Annotated in this window: 13 protein-coding genes; 7 read left to right on the forward strand and 6 right to left on the reverse strand. The window is 62.5% G+C overall.

The window, feature by feature from the left end:
• Window positions 1-99 precede the first annotated feature (99 nt).
• A complete protein-coding gene (locus ACX80L_RS15340) occupies window positions 100-1,635 on the reverse strand; it encodes an ABC transporter substrate-binding protein (protein WP_459290684.1) in 1,536 nt (511 codons plus the stop codon).
• A gap of 281 nt (window positions 1,636-1,916) precedes the next feature.
• Here ACX80L_RS15340 and ACX80L_RS15345 point away from each other — a divergent pair, with 281 nt between their 5' ends.
• The 6 genes from ACX80L_RS15345 (at window position 1,917) to ACX80L_RS15370 (ending at window position 10,467) form a co-directional block, all read left to right on the forward strand.
• Window positions 1,917-2,903, forward strand: a complete 987-nt coding sequence (locus ACX80L_RS15345) for a LacI family DNA-binding transcriptional regulator (RefSeq protein ID WP_459290686.1) — start codon at window positions 1,917-1,919, stop codon at window positions 2,901-2,903.
• Between the two features lie 161 nt (window positions 2,904-3,064).
• Window positions 3,065-4,024, forward strand: coding sequence for a LacI family DNA-binding transcriptional regulator (locus ACX80L_RS15350; protein WP_459290688.1), 960 nt, complete (start codon window positions 3,065-3,067; stop codon window positions 4,022-4,024).
• A gap of 257 nt (window positions 4,025-4,281) precedes the next feature.
• Window positions 4,282-6,792, forward strand: coding sequence for a glycoside hydrolase family 2 TIM barrel-domain containing protein (locus ACX80L_RS15355; protein WP_459290690.1), 2,511 nt, complete (start codon window positions 4,282-4,284; stop codon window positions 6,790-6,792).
• 409 nt (window positions 6,793-7,201) lie between these two features.
• Entirely contained in the window at window positions 7,202-8,896 is a 1,695-nt protein-coding gene (locus tag ACX80L_RS15360) for a glycoside hydrolase family protein (protein ID WP_459290692.1), read from the forward strand.
• A gap of 54 nt (window positions 8,897-8,950) precedes the next feature.
• Entirely contained in the window at window positions 8,951-9,958 is a 1,008-nt protein-coding gene (locus ACX80L_RS15365; RefSeq protein ID WP_459290694.1) for an SDR family NAD(P)-dependent oxidoreductase, read from the forward strand.
• A 212-nt stretch (window positions 9,959-10,170) separates the two neighbouring features.
• Entirely contained in the window at window positions 10,171-10,467 is a 297-nt protein-coding gene (locus ACX80L_RS15370; RefSeq protein WP_459290696.1) for a helix-turn-helix transcriptional regulator, read from the forward strand.
• Window positions 10,468-10,560: 93 nt separating this feature from the next.
• Here ACX80L_RS15370 and ACX80L_RS15375 read toward each other — a convergent pair whose 3' ends face one another.
• A complete protein-coding gene (locus tag ACX80L_RS15375) occupies window positions 10,561-11,019 on the reverse strand; it encodes a DUF4913 domain-containing protein (RefSeq protein WP_459290698.1) in 459 nt (152 codons plus the stop codon).
• A 96-nt stretch (window positions 11,020-11,115) separates the two neighbouring features.
• A complete protein-coding gene (locus ACX80L_RS15380; RefSeq protein ID WP_459290699.1) occupies window positions 11,116-11,826 on the reverse strand; it encodes a type IV secretory system conjugative DNA transfer family protein in 711 nt (236 codons plus the stop codon).
• Between the two features lie 314 nt (window positions 11,827-12,140).
• On the opposite strand from ACX80L_RS15380, the gene arfB reads away from it, so the two are divergent.
• Complete coding sequence (gene arfB / locus ACX80L_RS15385; RefSeq protein ID WP_459290700.1) at window positions 12,141-12,563, forward strand: alternative ribosome rescue aminoacyl-tRNA hydrolase ArfB; 423 nt, start codon at window positions 12,141-12,143, stop codon at window positions 12,561-12,563.
• Between the two features lie 75 nt (window positions 12,564-12,638).
• On the opposite strand, the gene ACX80L_RS15390 is transcribed toward arfB, so the two are convergent.
• From ACX80L_RS15390 to ACX80L_RS15400, 3 genes are read right to left on the reverse strand one after another with little or no spacing between them, the layout of a single operon-like run.
• Window positions 12,639-13,013 carry a DUF4913 domain-containing protein gene (locus ACX80L_RS15390; RefSeq protein WP_459290702.1) on the reverse strand — a complete coding sequence of 125 codons (375 nt, stop codon included), beginning with the start codon at window positions 13,011-13,013 and terminating at the stop codon, window positions 12,639-12,641.
• Window positions 13,014-13,033: 20 nt separating this feature from the next.
• Entirely contained in the window at window positions 13,034-14,734 is a 1,701-nt protein-coding gene (locus ACX80L_RS15395; RefSeq protein WP_459290704.1) for a type IV secretory system conjugative DNA transfer family protein, read from the reverse strand.
• Window positions 14,731-16,239, reverse strand: coding sequence for a hypothetical protein (locus ACX80L_RS15400; protein ID WP_459290705.1), 1,509 nt, complete (start codon window positions 16,237-16,239; stop codon window positions 14,731-14,733). Before ACX80L_RS15400 ends, ACX80L_RS15395 begins: the two co-directional genes overlap by 4 nt.
• Window positions 16,240-16,267: the final 28 nt, after the last annotated feature.

The raw sequence follows: 16,267 nt of genomic DNA on the forward strand, positions 1-16,267 counted from the left end.
GAGGGCGGGGAGTGATAGGGGTAAAGGGTATGGGTCCCCCCTTCCGTCTTCCTCCCCTCCCCCCCCCCCCCCCCCCCCCCCCCGCCACAGTAGTTTTCGCTATTCGGAGCCGGCGGGCTGGAAGGGCTTGACGCCCTGGCCTGGCTGTACCGGCGGCGTGTAGCTCACCGTGTTCGGATGGGCGTAGAACCCGCTGATGATGCTGACCGGTGCGGTCCAAGCTTCGTCGACGATGTACTCGTTGACCGCTCGAATGGCGTCCCTTTGCTTATCCTCTGGAGCGGAGTCGACGGTGGCTGCGAGTTCCTGGAACTCAGGCGTGACTTGGTTGAAGGGGTTGAAGACCCCCGATGTAGCCGTGTTGAGGTCACGTGCGTCCGAACCACTCAGACCGTTGAACATGAAGAACATGCCGTAGGTTCCCCCGAGAACTCGGGCGTAGAACTCTTGGAACGGAACTGACTCCCAGGTGACCTCGATTCCGATGTCGGCCAGTGCCTGCTGGATGACGCTCTCGTAGGTCGTGGTGATGCCGGCGACGCTCGGCATGGACACAGCGAATCCATCCGCATAACCGGCCTCAGCCAGGAGCTCCTTGGCCCGTTCCACGTCATACGGTGTCTGTTCCAGCAGCGCCTCGTCGTAGGCCTCTCCCAGAGGGCTGAACAACTGGTTCGTCGGTGTGTTCGTGCCTGGGTTCAGGTTCTCCGCGATTGCCTCGCGATTGACCGCAAGGTTGATCGCTTCCCTGACGCGGACGTCCTTCAGCGCTGGCACGATCGTGCCTTCCCGGTCCACCAGCCAGAGGGCGGCAACCGTTCCGGGGCTGCTCTCACCGGTGGTAAATCGATCCGCGGGGTACTGTGCCAGGGCATCCTCGGTGGGGACGCCTCCGAAGTCTAGTTGCCCGGACTGCAACGCGTTCTGGGCGGCGGCCGAATCCTGAATGATCTGGATTTCGACCGTGTCATACGGGTAGTTCTCGGCGTCCCAGTGGTCCGGGTTTTTCTCGAGGATGTACTTGGATCCGACCGTCGTGCTGTCTGCGAGCACATAGGGACCCGATCCGACCGGCGTGAGCTTTGAATCCTCACTGGTCAGGAGGTCCGGATCGCCCACCACGCCGGCCGGTCCGCTCAACGTCGGCACCAGCGCGGCGTCAGGGGCAGACAGTGTCACGAGCACCGTGGAAGCATCGGGCGCCTCAACTGACTCAATGCGGGCCAGGTTCTGCTGAGTGGACGCCCCTGCCCGGGACGCCTCCAGAGAAGCCGCTACCGCAGCCGCGTCTACTGGGTCCCCGTTGGAGAACGTCATGCCCTCCCGGATCTTCAGCGTCAGCTGAGTCCGGTCCTCGTTGTATTCCCAGCTTTCAGCAACGGCAGGCTCCAGTTCGCTTTGGACGGAGCTGCCGATGATGGTGTCGTACGTGGACAGGTACAAGGTGGCGTCGCCACCGGACCAATTTCCCACCTGGAAATTGGAGGGGGGTGAGGTCTGGGCCAGACGTAGGGTCTGCGGCCCTTCCTGCTCAGGGGTACCCGATGATGACTCACCCGACCCGGAGCACGCAGTCAGCGCCAACCCTGTTGCTATTGCGATCGCACCGGCGCGAGTCCAAAGCTTCGCTTTCATGGAGACTTCCTTGTCTGAGAGTAGAACGAGTGATGACAACCCGGGGCCATCGAGGGCTACATGGTGTCTGCGCGGTCGTGCGCCGCATCGGCATTACCAGGATCAACTGTCAGTAACGCGCGTAACCAAATGTTAGGGCACACGTGTTACCAAGTCCAGAGCAAACATGATCCACGTCACAAACAGGAAGATCGAGAACAGGCTAACTGCACGTCCGCCGGGGACCCGGAGCTACTCGGGCGTCTGATTTCTTTACGAAGCGGTTGTGCCAAGATGAGGAGATGACGATCAGTGTGAAGACGACTGGACCGTCAACCAGTCTCGATGTTGCACGCTTGGCCGGGGTCTCTCGATCGACGGTGAGCAACATCCTCAATGGCAATGACGCTCGCTTTCCAGCTGCAACGCAGCAGCGGGTTCGTGAGGCGGCCAAGGAACTTGACTACCGGCCCTCCCAAGCCGGGCGCTCCCTTGTCAGCGGACGAAGTGACACGATCGTCATCCTGTTGCCCAACACCACCTTCGGCAGCAATCTGCAGGATGCCGTCGATGAAGCTGTCTCCACCACTGTGCGATTGGGCGGCAACGTTGTCGTGCGTTTTGCCGGAGAGACACCCAAACTGACTTTCGAGGCCATCAGCGCGCTGCGTCCCCTTGCAGTTCTCGCGTTCTCGGGTCTGCCGAACGGCGACCGCCAGCGTCTTGAAGCGGCCGGCACCATAGTTGTTCCCAGTCAGGCGCCCGCGCCTGACGCACTTCCCGATGCCGGGATCGGGGAACTGCAGGCCCGGCTACTTCTCGCTCGGGGACCTCGCCGTCTCTGGTTTGCCTCCCTTTCGGACCAGCGTCAGGACCCCTACGGTCCTGGGAGGCTCAGCACGCTGATGCGCTTTTGCGTCGAGCAGGGGCTGCCCGCTCCCGGTCACATTTCGGTCCCGCTCAACGTTCCCGGTGCAACGCAGGCGCTCGAAGAGGTCCTCGCGTCCGGTCTGCCAGCCGGTGTCGTCTGCTACAACGACGACGTCGCTCTCGCGCTGCTCGCCGCGGCTCGAGTACTCAAGGTGGAAGTGCCCGATACGCTCTCCTTGGTCGGCCTGGACAATACGCCTGTGGGTCAACTGTGGGACCCACCGCTGACTACAATTGATACAGACCTGCGCGGGCTCGTCGCGAACTACTCCGCCGACCTCGAAGCGCGCCTCAAACGCCGCACTCCCCCACCGGCTGAGCCTCATCGCTTCCAGGTCATCCACGGTGGAACAACGTAGGCACCGATCTGCCTGTGCAACGGTCCTACCTCGATCCTCGGAAAGAACCTATGGTTCTACTAGGCAGAAAGTATCGCGCGACACCTCACGCTGCGGCGAATGGGAACTCGTCCTGCAGATGACTAGGTGCAGCACATAGGGCTGAGAGGGGGTGAACGAGAGTGATTACACGGAGCGAGGACGTTGCCGTTTCAGCGGGGGTTTCCCGGGCTACGGTGAGTCAGATCCTCAACGGCCGAGGTGAGCGATTCTCGGAAGCCACGCGAAAGAGGGTTCGACAAGCGGCAAAGGACCTCGACTACCAGCCGTCGGTTGCAGCTCGAACCCTCGCCCGAGGATCCAGTGATTTCGTCATCGCGCTGATTCCGAACACGACCTTCGGTGGGAACCTTCAGGACCTGTTTGAACGCGCAACCGAAGAGCTCGCGACTATTGGGTTGACCCTCGTTCTGCAGCTTTCCACCCCCTCGACCAAGCCACTGGATCGCGTCATCTCCGGGATGGCGCCCAAAGCTGTCATCTCCTTCACTCCCTTCACCCCGGAGGAGCGAGCCCTACTCGCCGGCCGGGGCGTTCTGACTTTTGACCCCTCAACTACGGCCGGCGAAAAAAACCCGAACCACGACATCGGCGTACTCCAAGCCACTCATCTCATCGACCGCGGTCATACACGGCTGGCCTTCGCGTACCTGCAGGACTCCAGGCAGGACCCTTTCGGTCAGGAGCGCGAGTCCGGGGTCCGCGCTGAGTGTGCACGGCGGGGGCTCTCGGAACCCCTGATCCTGCGGCTCGACATCGACCCTGACGACGCGCTCAAAGCCGTTGACATGCTCGAGCCCCCCGGCGTCGCGGTCGCCTGCTATAACGACGACGTGGCCATCGCGCTGCTGTCCGCAGCAGCCAAGCGGAAGTGGCGTGTACCAGAGGACATCGCGCTGATCGGGATGGATTACACGCCGCTGTCTAGGGTTCTCGAACCACCCTTGACTACCATCGCCTTCGATATGAAGGAAGCCTCCCGCGCCGCTATGGCGGGCATCCTCCGGGAACTGGGCAATCTTCCCGGGCCCCCTGCGCCACGCAACCTCGAGCTGCGCCTCATCCCTGGCGGTACAGCCTAAGCACGCTGCAGCACGAGTGCTGCACAGAACCAATCGCCGCCAGCCTCATCATCACCTCCTCGCGGGGGACCGCCTGATCTGCGAATGACCTTCTGGAGGCATCAGCGCGGACGGTTCGTGGTTGTTCTTCTGCGTTACAGGTCCAGTGGGATTGGAAGAAGACACTACCTGTTGACGCGCGTTACCTGACATGTTTACCTTGTTAGTAACACGCGATACTAGAAGTCGCCCAGCCCTAAGCAACGGAGCTTTCAGTAATGACCCGAGAACTTTTCAATACCGGCTGGCGCTACCGAACCAAGGTCACAGCCTTCATGGAACTGGGCGGAACGGAAACATCGGATTGGGTCGATGTGCTCCTTCCGCACGACGCGCTCATCACGACAGAACGCAAGGCCGGTACCCCCAAGGGCGAAACCAGCGGTCACTTCCCCGGCGGTGCCTTCGAATACCAGAGAACCTTTTACGCAGCGGCAGACTTGCGCGGCAGTCAACTCATTCTCGAGTTCGACGGCGTCCACCGCGATGCTGCGGTCTACGTCAATGGAAACCTCGCCGGCCACAGGGCCTTTGGATACTCCCGCTTCTTCGTACGCATCGACCCGTACCTGCGCTTCGACGCCGACAACGAGATCCGCGTCGAATGTCGTACCCATCTGGACAGCCGCTGGTATGCCGGCGCCGGGATCTACCGGGACGTACACCTTCACCACAAACCCCAAACGCACATCATCGCCGACAGCGTCAGGGTCACGACGCCTGACATCGACAATGACCGCGCCGTCGTCGAGGTTGCCGCCCGAATCGAGAACACCAGCGCCCTCACCACGACCGTCATCGTCAACGCCCTCATCACAGTTGCCGCCTCGTCTAAAGACGACGTGAGCACTCAGGTCACCACCAACACCTCGCAGAACACCCCCGGCGGCCAGGTCGCCGGCGCGACATCGCCTGTCACCCTCCTCCCAGGGACATCCGCCATCGTTCGGCACCGCCTGTACGTCGCGGAACCAGAACTATGGAGCGTCGACTCCCCCACCCTCTACTCCCTTCAGCTTCACCTCACTGAAGCTGACATCCTGATCGACGAAGAGACAACGAGCTTCGGCATCCGCTCTCTGAGCCTCGACCCCATCAAAGGCCTGCGGATCAACGGCGAAGAGGTCAAGCTCCGCGGAGCCTGCATCCACTCCGACAATGGACCACTGGGCGCGGTATCCATGCAACCGGCCGAAGAACGCCGCGTCGCTCGGCTCAAAGCCGCAGGCTTCAACGCCATCCGCAGCGCACACAACCCCATGAGCACAGCTCTGCTCAACGCGTGCGACAAGCTCGGGATGCTCGTCATGGACGAAACGTTCGACGTATGGACCTCCAGCAAGTCCGACTACGACTACGCCTTCGACTTCCCCACCTGGTGGGAACGCGACGTCGAAGCCCTCATTGCTCGCGACTTCAACCATCCCAGCGTCATCTTCTACTCCATCGGCAACGAGATCCCCGAAACAGGAACCCCCATCGGATCGACCTGGGGTCGCCAGCTCGCCGAGAAAGTCCGGTCCCTAGATGACACCCGCTACGTCACCAACGGCATCAACGGCTTCGTCTCGATGCTCGACACCATCGTTCCGCAAATGAAGCAACGCAAGGAAGCCGCAGCTGTGAACCCCTCGGGCGGCGTCAACACCATGATGGCCGGCTTTGGCAAGATGATGGCGCACATCCAGGCATCGGACCAAGCAACCGAGCGAACCGAGGAGTCATACGCGGTACTCGACGTAGCTGGCATGAACTACGCCGAAGCCCGCTACGAGCTCGACCGGGAGAAGTTCCCGCAACGCATTATCATCGGAACGGAAACCTGGCCCACCTACATCCCCGGCAACTGGGAACTGGTTAAAACCAACAGTCACGTCCTTGGCGACTTCACCTGGACCGGATGGGACTACCTCGGCGAAACCGGCATCGGAACCACCCGCTACATCGACGAAACCACTGGCGGAACCAGCTCCTTCTCCGGCGGATACCCCGAACTCACCGCATGGTGCGGAGACATCGACATCACCGGTAACCGCAGGCCCGTCTCCTACTTCCGCGAGATCGTCTTCGGACTGCGCCGCCAGCCCTACATTGCCGTCAACCCACCAGCAAACTTCGGGCGAAACATAGCCGTCGCCACACCCTGGGCCTGGGGAAACGCCATCGAGAGTTGGACCTGGGATGGACACGACGGCCAGCCGGTCCTCATCGAGGTCTACAGCGATGCCGAGGAGATCGAACTGCACCTCAACGGGCAGCGCATCGGGCAAGGAAAAATCGGGGAAACACAACCCTTCCGGACCGAGATCCAAACTACCTACCAGCCCGGAACCCTCACAGCCATTGCCTACACCAACGGCGCCGAAACCGGCAGGTTCTCCCTCACCTCAGCCGGGCCGAAGGTGGCACTGCGTGCCACAGCGGACCGCCCAGTAGTAAGCGCCGACGGAACGGACCTCGCCTTCATCGACCTGACGATCACCGATGACGCCGGAATCATCTACGCGAACAAGGACCGCCTAGTCACGCTCACGCTGACCGGTCCCGCAACACTGCAAGCCTTCGGTAGCGGTAACCCCGTCAACCCCGAGAACTTCCACTCCAGCACCCATACCACCTTCAACGGGCAAGCACTGGCTATCATCAGACCGACCGGGCCGGGAACCATCACGCTCACCGCACACGCCGACAGCTGCCCACCGGCAAGCATCGACATCACAGCGCGCTAGCCATCCACTCAGCAGTACCTTCAGTAGCACTTGACGAAGGAGTCACAATAAGCGCCCCCAACAACCAGCATCCCGTTCCTACAGCGGGTCCTTCCCCCTCCCCAGGGCGGCAGCAGTTGAGGATGTCGAACAAGCTGCGGCACAAGTAACACCCCCCGATGATCGACCGAAAGTCAGCGGGCGCTGAATTCTGCTGCTGGGACTGGGTCTTTTCAGCACCGTCCTCGGCGGACTCATCGTGCTAAGCGTCAAAGCCGTGCGCTGACACCCCACACCCACACCCGCACCCACATCTGCAAAGGCCTGTCGCCCTCGCCGCGGCCGATCGCAGTAGCCACACTTCGGATCCATCAGAAGGAAGTGCTCCCACATGAGTGAAAGTTTTCTCCCGATTGACCGCGAAAGCCTCGTGCTGCGCCACACGGTCCGGCTCACGAAGCCGGACCGGCAGAACGTCTTGACCGTCGGTAACGGAGACTTCGCCTACACCGCGGACATCACCGGCATGCAAAGCCTCACCAGCTTCCATGACCAGTCCTCAAACATCCAGTCAGGTATCACCGCAGTGAACACAGCAACCATGAGCAGCTGGGGATGGCACGAGATGCCCAACCCTGCGGGTTACGCACTCGAGGACGCCATGACCGAGCGCACCTCCCGACGAGGCCCCGTGCGCTACCCGGACAAGCACGACATGGAAGGTGCCATGCGGGGCACAGTAAGTGAGGAGAACGCGCCCGGCGCCTGGCTCAACGCCAACCCGCAACGCCTCGACCTCGGGCGCATAGGATTCCTCGCCCGCGGTGGGGACGGGGCGTTCACGGAGCTAACAGTGGAGGACCTCACCAACACGAAACAAACCCTCAACTCCTACACGGGCATCATCGACAGCCGATTCACCTACCAGGGGCAGGAGGTCATCGTCCAGACGACCGCGGACCCCCACGTGGCAAGCGTTGGATTCTCCATCACGTCACCTCTGCTGGCCGACGGATCCCTGCACGTCGTCCTGCGGTTCCCGTACGCACACAGCGGCTTTTTTCAGACCGCCGATTGGAGCCGACCGGAGGATCATCGCTCCGAGCTGGTGCGCACCGGATCATCCAGCGCCACCATCGGCCGGCAATTGGACGACACCGTCTACAGAGTCGAAATGACTTTCAACCAAGGTGAACTGGAAGAGGTCGCACCGCACCAGTTCGTGCTCCGGACGACCTCCGATCAGCTGTTCCTCTCCGCGAACTTCCAGCAGGACCACGAAGACCAGCCCGCAGAGCAATTCGCAACCATCGCCCAGAAGTCCGCGGACAGTTGGGCTGCGTTCTGGGCATCTGGAGCCGCCATCGACTTCAGTGGCAGCACCGACGCACGCGCAAACGAACTAGAACGCCGCGTCATCCTGTCCCAGTACTACTTCGAGAAGGTCCACACCGAACTGATTTGCGCCGACCTGACCGACGACTACACCGGCGTCACTGGCGACTTCAGCAGCCACTTCCCGCGCCCCGGGCCGCCTTTCACCCGTGAAGCTCCCGCATATTTCGAGCGGAACGGAACCCACTACCTCATCACCTCTGGCTCCACCGGGTACTTCCCCAACTTCTCGGAAGTGTCCTCTGCCCCGGACTACCACGGGCCGTGGACGATCCTCGGCGACGCGCACCCGGGCGACCCGTCACGCACATCGTTCCGGTCCCAGATCAGCTGCATCTTCAAACACCCCCACAAGGACGACCTCTACATTGCGGTAGCCGATAGGTGGCTGCGCCAGCTGCCCGAGAACATGCCCAACGTCTACGACGTCGTCGCCGCCATGACCCAGAGCGGAACGAACCCCGAGCAACTTGCTCTATCCGCCGCCGAAGACGGAACCGACGATGCCAGCAGCGCCACCACCGATGCCGGCGAAGAAAGTGCTACTGATGCACCCAGCTCCTCGGGATCGTCGGCAGAGGTCGGTACCGATGAAGCCCGCGCAACGATGGCCGCAGGGATGGGCGAGAACACGGCGATTGCTGACTACGTCTGGCTGCCCATCCGCTTCGACGGCGGCTACCCCGTCATTGCTTGGCACGACGAGTGGCGGGTCGAGGACTACAGCTAAAGCCTGAATCGACGATTCAACTCCACCCATTCAACACATCACTTGGAGCTACACATGCCTGCACTAACCGCTGCAACCACCATCGGAGCCTGGTTCGAGGACCCCACCGGAGGCCCACTGATCCGTGAGTTCTTCGCCCAAACAGGTCAGGACGAATCAGCCCTCAAACCGGTGCGCGGCTTCGCACTGCAGCGCCTGGTCGAGCTCAGCCAGGGCCGGCTAACCCAGGACGCGGTCGATGACCTCGTTCGCTCGGCCAACGGCGGCATCACCCCCGACGATGACGGGACCGCCACCGGTGCGTGGACCGAGACAATCACCCCGGGCCGATTCACAGGCCAGACCGTCATCGTGACCGGAGCCGGATCGGGAATCGGCCGCGCCGTTGCGTCCCGAGTTGCCCGCGAAGGAGCCATCGTCATCGCTGCGGACATCTCCGAGCAGGGACTCAAGGACTTCGCCGCAGACCACACCGACGCCACCGTCATCACGGTTCCCGGGGACATCACCAAGGAAGACGACGTAATCCGCATAGTCGCAGCTGCCAATGGCAAAATCGACGCTCTGGCAAACGTCGCAGGAATTATGGACGACATGACCCCACACCATGAAGTCTCCGACGCCATATGGAAGCGAGTGTTCTCCATCAACGTCGACGGTACGTTCCTGCTCACTCGGGCCGTGCTACCCGTGATGCTCGAGGCCCGCCGCGGATCCATCGTCAATGTCGCCTCGGAAGCATCCCTGCGCGGATCCGCCGCCGGCCTGGCGTACACGGCGTCGAAGCATGCTGTGGCCGGAATGACAAAAAGCTCGGCATTTATGTACGGGCCGCACGGCATCCGCGTCAACGCCGTCGCCCCAGGCCCCACCGCGACGAACATCGAAGCGAAGTTTGCCTCTGAGCTCGGCCGCGAACGCCTCGCCGAGTTCATGAAACTCATCCCACCCGTGGTGGAACCCGCGCAGATGGCCGCGTCCATCGCATTTCTGCTCAGCGACGACGGCACTAACATCAACGGCGTCATCCTTCCCGCTGATGGCGGCTGGTCCGTTCAATAACTCAGCGCTGAGGGGGAAGGCTTTACGACAAGCCTCCACCCCAGCAGGACGAAGTTCCCGGATCTGCAAATGGGGAAGCCCATTCCTATCAGTCTCCGCCGTGGAACTCCCCACCTACGTCACGAGCTGCCCATCCTGGTCTCCAGATAGGACCGGCATCACCGACACACTACCTTCGCCAAGAACCGCCGTAACAAGGATCTCAACCGCTTATGAGGAGATACGTCGACGTGAGGACCGCAAATACGACTAAAGATGAATGGCGCCAAAGCGGGCCGGGCTCACAAACTGCACTGCGCGCACAGAACCTCGAACGCATTCGCAATGTCCTTCGGCACCAGGGCAGCGCTACGCAAATCGAGATTGCTCACCACACAGGCCTGTCTCCTGCAACGGTGTCAAATCTGGTCAGTAAGCTAGAAAAGGAAGCGGAAGTCGTTTGTGCGGTCACCGTACGATCGGGGCGTAGAGCGAAGCTCGTCAGTTTGAACCCTGCAACTGATTCATAATGTCCTCGCATGGCATGCAGGTGAGGCGTCAATCAACATAAGGTTTCTATGGCGATAAGATCGTAGGCTGATGCACCCTCATGGAGTGTGAGGTTATGCCGAGTATAGGCCCTTGGGCGCCTGCGCCACGGGTGAAGGTTTGTTCGCCGGTTTGTGCTCCGTTGCTGTGCAGCCCTGAAAAGGCCCAGTGCCGGAAAACAGGACTGCCATGGTGGGGTCGGCGTAGCTATTCCACCAGTTAGCGAGACCTGTCGTCGGGTCCGTGCGCAGTGCTTCCCATGCGCGCCAGGGCGCGTTGAGGCGGTTGACTGCTTCCTTGTGCCGCCACCAGCTGGCACACCAGGTGAACTCGGCGCGGCCGTAGGACTCGACGGGCCGCTGATACTGGTGCACCAGGAACTGCGTCATGAACTCCTCGAGGTTGTTGAAGACCATCTCGGGAGCAGGCTGCGCGGTCCCTTGAGCTTGGGGGACGTCATCGGTATCGGGCTCCTCGCCGGGGAACACATCATCGGCAGAGTCGTCGGGCCCGAAGGGCGCATGTAGCTCCACTCCCTTACTCCTTCACCATGGCCGACCAGCGATTACCGCCGGCAGCGACAGCAGAGCTGGCAGGAACTTCGGCAGGATCTTCGGCAGTGCTTTCCACTACCGGAGATGTCGCCGCAGCGGACGCGGAGGGCGACCCGTATGCCATTGTGAGCAGCTTCCGACGCCGCGACCTTGTCTGCCGTAGGAGCGGTCGCTGACAGGGACTGTGCGCAGCAGGACGGCACGTGAGCCGGAGCCGAGCATGATGGCCCGACCCTTGGGCATCGCTGCGAGGTCCGCGACGGAGAGGATGTCGTCAGTGGAGTCCTGGCGGCTCGTGGAGCGGCTGTCCTTCTGCCGCGAGGTCGACACCGAGGTGTACCGGTACTGGCCCACGAGGTCGGAAAGCATCTTCAGGAAACCTTCTTCCTTCACGTTGCCGCAGTAGGTGAAGACGTTGGCCGTGGAGAACAGCTTTCTCATCCCGGACTCGCCCCACACGTCCACGCCCTGAGACCAGGATTGTAGGAATGTAGAAACCACGATTCCCCGGGAACCGAAGTGGCTGTAGAGGTCGGGCAGGTTCTCCCACCGGCACACGTTCGCGGCCTCATCGAGCACACAGACCATCGGGATCGCGAGGCGACCGCCCGGCTGGGTGGCCGCGTATTCCTCAGCAGCGGTGGCCGTCGCTACCGTCAGGGACGTCACCAGAGGACCTGCAGTGCCAGCGCCTTCCTTGGACAGCGCATAGAGCGTGTGCTTGCCCTTGATAAACTCCTCCGGGATGAACTGCGGCCGCAGATCATTCGGACCGCTGGGGTTCACTCAGGCAGCAATCTTCTCGTTCTTCAGGCACGTCGCCATCTGCCGAGCGGTGCCATAGACGCTTTCGCGCTGCTTGTCGGACAGTGACATGGTGCTGCTATCGAATTGGCTTCGGAGATTAATGTCCGGTCGTCATAACGCAAGGTTTTCAGCGCATACGATAACGAGTTCCGGTGGAAGCTTTTCCGAGCGACAGCACACCCGCCGGTCGCCGGGCGGCCCGGTCGCCGCCGCGCACGGCTAAGTCGTTGACGGAACGGCCTCCACTAGCTGACGCCTGCCGCCAAACACACCTGGCGTGTCACGCTTACTGCGTGGATCTTGAAGTGACATCGGACTTGATCATTCCGGCGACCGAATTGCAGTGGAAGTTCTCTAGGTCGTCCGGGCCGGGCGGGCAGCACGTCAACACCTCTGACAGTCGGGTGCAACTCACCTGGGTGGCATCGGAGTCGTCGGCGTTAAGCGATGAGCAACGGATACGAATCGTTCATCAGCTCGCCCGGAGCTTTGTCAGGGGCGCGATCACAGTGACGGTGTCGGAGCAGCGGTCCCAGTTGCGTAACCGCGAAATCGCCCTCAAGACGCTTCGCGAAATTGTGGCCACCGCACTTACCCCTTCGCCCCCTCTGCGCCGCGCAACGCGTCCCACGCGCGGCTCGGAACGTCGCCGTTTGGCTTATAAGCAGCAGCGATCCGAGACTAAACGGCAACGCCGGCGGCCCACCAGCGAATAACGGCTCATTGGGGCCGGTGCTTCGTGATGCACGCGGCCTCAACAACGTGGACGAGAAGCACACAGCAGCAGGCGTTCACCACGCCCAATCTTGAGGCGGCTGCTCGGTGGCAAGCACCCGTCGGGTCGTCTTCTCAGAGTGGGTAATCCCGCATTCACCGAAGGGTCCTCGTTTGGCGAATAGGACGACAGCGTGGCGGTCGAAGTGGTCGATCCACCAGGATGACATGCCTCCATGCGCTTGTGCTTCCAGCCATTGCTCATACAGGCCTCGAAACCTGTCGACGGCTTCGGTGTGGTTCCACCACTGGGAGCACCAGTACTGGCTTTGTGACCGATCCACTGATTCAAGCAGCGCGGCCAAGCACTCTACCCAGTCGACAAGATCCTCAGGCGTAAACGTGAATTCCTCCACTTGGTCGCCGTAACCGTTAGGTTCCGTGGTTCTCACGGCGTCTTTCTGGGACTCAGTCATGAGACCTGCCCCACTTTGGATAACTTGATGCGTTCGACCGTGGGACCGATGCGGGCGTGGATTGTCTTATCGCGGAACCAGGGCACGGTGCGGACGATGGTCCCGCCGCCGTTGGAGGTCTTTACCCAGGCCCTGTTGGCGGGGAGTTCGGAGAGCTGGGAGACGGAGAGGATGTCGCGCTGCTGGGTCTGCACAGACCGGGAGGAGCCATTCCGTGAGGTGGAGCTGCTGCGGACCGTCGCGTCGTATTGGCCGATCGTCTTGGACAGGGTGTCGAGGAACGCGGTGTCGTCGGATCCGCCGCCGTAGACCTTGATCGCGGCCGCCGACCAGAGGGTGTCCCACCCGGTGCGTTCGAGCATGGCCACGCCCTGGCCGCGGGTCTGGAAGTAGGCGCTGACGACGATGCCCATGGACCCGAAGAACGAATACCACTCGGGCAGCTGCTTGAGTTTGACGACGTTCCCGACCTCATCCAAATCCGCTACGAGTGGCACCTGTAGGCGTCCCCCTGCCTGCCGGGCGGCCTGCTGCGCGGCGGTGAACACGGCGTAGACGAGCGTGGACACGAATGCGGCGCCTGAGCCGGCGCCGTCCTGTGAGAGAAGGATCAGGGTGTCCTTGCCGGTGACGAACCGAGCCGGATCGAACACCGGGACACCGGGGGTGGGCGTCGACCATGCCACCAGTTCGTCGTGGACGAGGGCGGAGGCCATGCGCTGGGCGCTGGCGGCGACGGACCCGCGGGTGTCCTCGGGCTGGGCGCTCATTCCCTTGAGCGCTGATGCCGGCCCGGCGTGGCCGGCTCGTTCCAGGAGCTCGGCGGGTTCCATGAAGTCCGCGGAGGACACCCACCGCAGGACCTCCTTCATCGTGCCGTTGCTCTTGGCGGCGGCGAGGAGGCACCAGGCGAGGAAGTCGCGTCCCTGCGAGTCGAACTGCGCGTCCCCCTTGCCCTGACCGGCGCTCGGTGCGGATGAGGTTTCGAAGATCGACGCCACCTCGCCAGCACTCACCGTGTCCGTGACGATCGTGAGCGGGTTGAAGATCATGGCCGGCCGGTGACTATCACGCCAAATCCGTTGCGGGTCGAACAGCCACACGGTCCCGGTCCCGGTTTCCATTGTTGTGCGGGCGGCCAGGACTTCGGCGACGCCGTCGACCTTGTTGCTGGTCATGATGTACGAGCCGGGGGCCTCTAGGGCGTGCCGGACGACCTGCGTTGTCGTCTTACCCCGCCCAGTTCCCCAGACGTGGGTTGAGCACTCCCGCCATCCCTGGATAACTGCCTTGGTGCCCGTGTCGCTGGTGTACCCGATGGTCAGGCCCGGGCCGATACCTTCCGCGGTCGGGTGGAGCCTAGCCGCTTCGGTCAACCGGGCATCGAGCATCGCCGGGCGCATCCTTCCGCTAGGACTCATCCGCCGGGACGCTTCGGCGGTCCTGGACACAGGGCGGGTGCTCCACCATGCAAAGGCAGCGACAACCATGAGCGCTTCCGCGCCGAGCAACCAGCTCGCGGCCGCCGGCAACGGATCCCCCGTAGCAAGACCGACCGCCAGTGCGATCGGGTTCCATGACAGGTCGGCGGGAACCGGCGTGAAGGCTTCCCCGAGATGAATCAGGGCGACGGCGGCGAACGCGGCCAGGGCCACGAACGAGAATGCGATGACCGGGCCGTTCTCTTCGTTCTTCATCGGATCACCTTCGCCTGCGCAACAGCCCACGCCTGGTTGGTGTTGTGGGCTCTGAGTTCGCCAGCGGTGAGGTTCACCCGGAACGGCACCCCGGGTTCGGACCCGGTTTTGAGCATGAACCGACCCCGTCCGGGGGGCGGGGAGACCTGGTTGGTGTTGGGGTTCATCGACCCTTCTGCCGACCAGCCGACCAGCATCGCTTTCTCCCGCTCGGAGATGGGGAACACCGTTTCCAGCGGGTCCATTTCGTTTTGCGCGAGCCCGCCGAGGATCTTCACGGATGAGCGTTCCACGAAGCCGGTCGCGATTTTCGTCAGCTCGTCCGTGGACAGCTGCAGGTCCTTCATGGAGTGCGTGATCATCAGCTGACCCAGGCCCTTGGTCCGGTTCAGGCGGGTGATGGAGTCGATCTGGTGGACCAGCAGCTCACTGGCGCGCAGGGACTGCCACAGCTCGTCCATGATCATCAGGTGATGGCGTTCTTCCATCAATCCGGCATCGGCGAGGGTCTTCGCGGCCGAGATGCCGGCCTGACCGTAGGACCAGCACACTGTCTGCACGGCGGCGCGGAGCGTTAGCTGGGACTCGTCGATGAGGGAAATGTCGAAGTCGACGGAGGTGTCAATCTTCATTTCCTTGGTGGTGTGCTGGCAGAACACGTCCCCGAACGGTCCGTGCTCGCCGAGGGCGTTCAGGCCCGCCAGGAGGTTCTTGACCTGCGGCAGGTACTCCTTGGTGTCCTCGATGAGCAGTGCCGACTGGATCTGCGGTGGTGCGGACTTGATGGCGGCGACGACGTCGCCGACCAGCGGTTGCCGGTCCTCCGCTTCCGCTTTCTCGGCTGCCATGGCGATCGCCATGGACAGCACCGTCTGTTCTTGCTTCTTCGCATCCAGCGGTTCCTTGAACACCAGTTCGATGAGCCCGGTGAGGGTCATCAGGCGCCGGGCGTGGATCTCGGCGCGCATCTGGCGCCGCATCGGGGCCGGCAGGCGCTCCAGTTCCCGCCAGAGCGGGCCGGCGTCGAGCGGGTTGATCGCCCCGACGCCGGGGGCGACCTGTACGACTTGCCCGTTGGTTTCCAGGACCACGCCGGCGAAGTCGGGTTTGAGGTCCCCTGCCACGAGGATCAGGAATCCCTGGTCGATGAGTGCCAGCGCCATACGGACGGCGACCGAGGATTTCCCGCGCCCGTTCAGGCCCAGGATGAACCCGGACGGCGAGGAGATGATGCCGTGCAGGAACAGGCTGATCGGATCCCCGCACACCACGGAGCTGTTGAGCAGGTTCCGGCCCAGAACCGCACCGACCAGCGGCGAGGACGTACCGACGCAGAACGGCCATAGGCCCGCGGTCTGGTTCGACGTGGCGGTGAACTCCGGCGGCGGTTCAACCCATGTCACCATGCCGCCCTCACAGACCCGCATGCCCTTGTCCGTGAGCTGCGGGAAGGACGCCGCACTGACGGCGGCCGCCGCTTCGGAACGGCCCAGGAACCGGTCCATAACCTTGTCAACGATTCTGTCGAACGCG

Source organism: Arthrobacter sp. MDT1-48-3 (assembly GCF_054511015.1).

What these genes read in the sequence shown, in the direction of transcription:
- ACX80L_RS15395 (WP_459290704.1), bottom strand. Translation starts at nt 14,734, where the DNA reads ATGAAGAACGAAGAGAACGGCCCGGTCATCGCATTCTCGTTCGTGGCC.
- ACX80L_RS15365 (WP_459290694.1), top strand. Translation starts at nt 8,951, where the DNA reads ATGCCTGCACTAACCGCTGCAACCACCATCGGAGCCTGGTTCGAGGAC.
- ACX80L_RS15345 (WP_459290686.1), top strand. Translation starts at nt 1,917, where the DNA reads ATGACGATCAGTGTGAAGACGACTGGACCGTCAACCAGTCTCGATGTT.
- ACX80L_RS15340 (WP_459290684.1), bottom strand. Translation starts at nt 1,635, where the DNA reads ATGAAAGCGAAGCTTTGGACTCGCGCCGGTGCGATCGCAATAGCAACA.
- ACX80L_RS15355 (WP_459290690.1), top strand. Translation starts at nt 4,282, where the DNA reads ATGACCCGAGAACTTTTCAATACCGGCTGGCGCTACCGAACCAAGGTC.
- ACX80L_RS15370 (WP_459290696.1), top strand. Translation starts at nt 10,171, where the DNA reads ATGAGGAGATACGTCGACGTGAGGACCGCAAATACGACTAAAGATGAA.
- ACX80L_RS15400 (WP_459290705.1), bottom strand. Translation starts at nt 16,239, where the DNA reads ATGGACCGGTTCCTGGGCCGTTCCGAAGCGGCGGCCGCCGTCAGTGCG.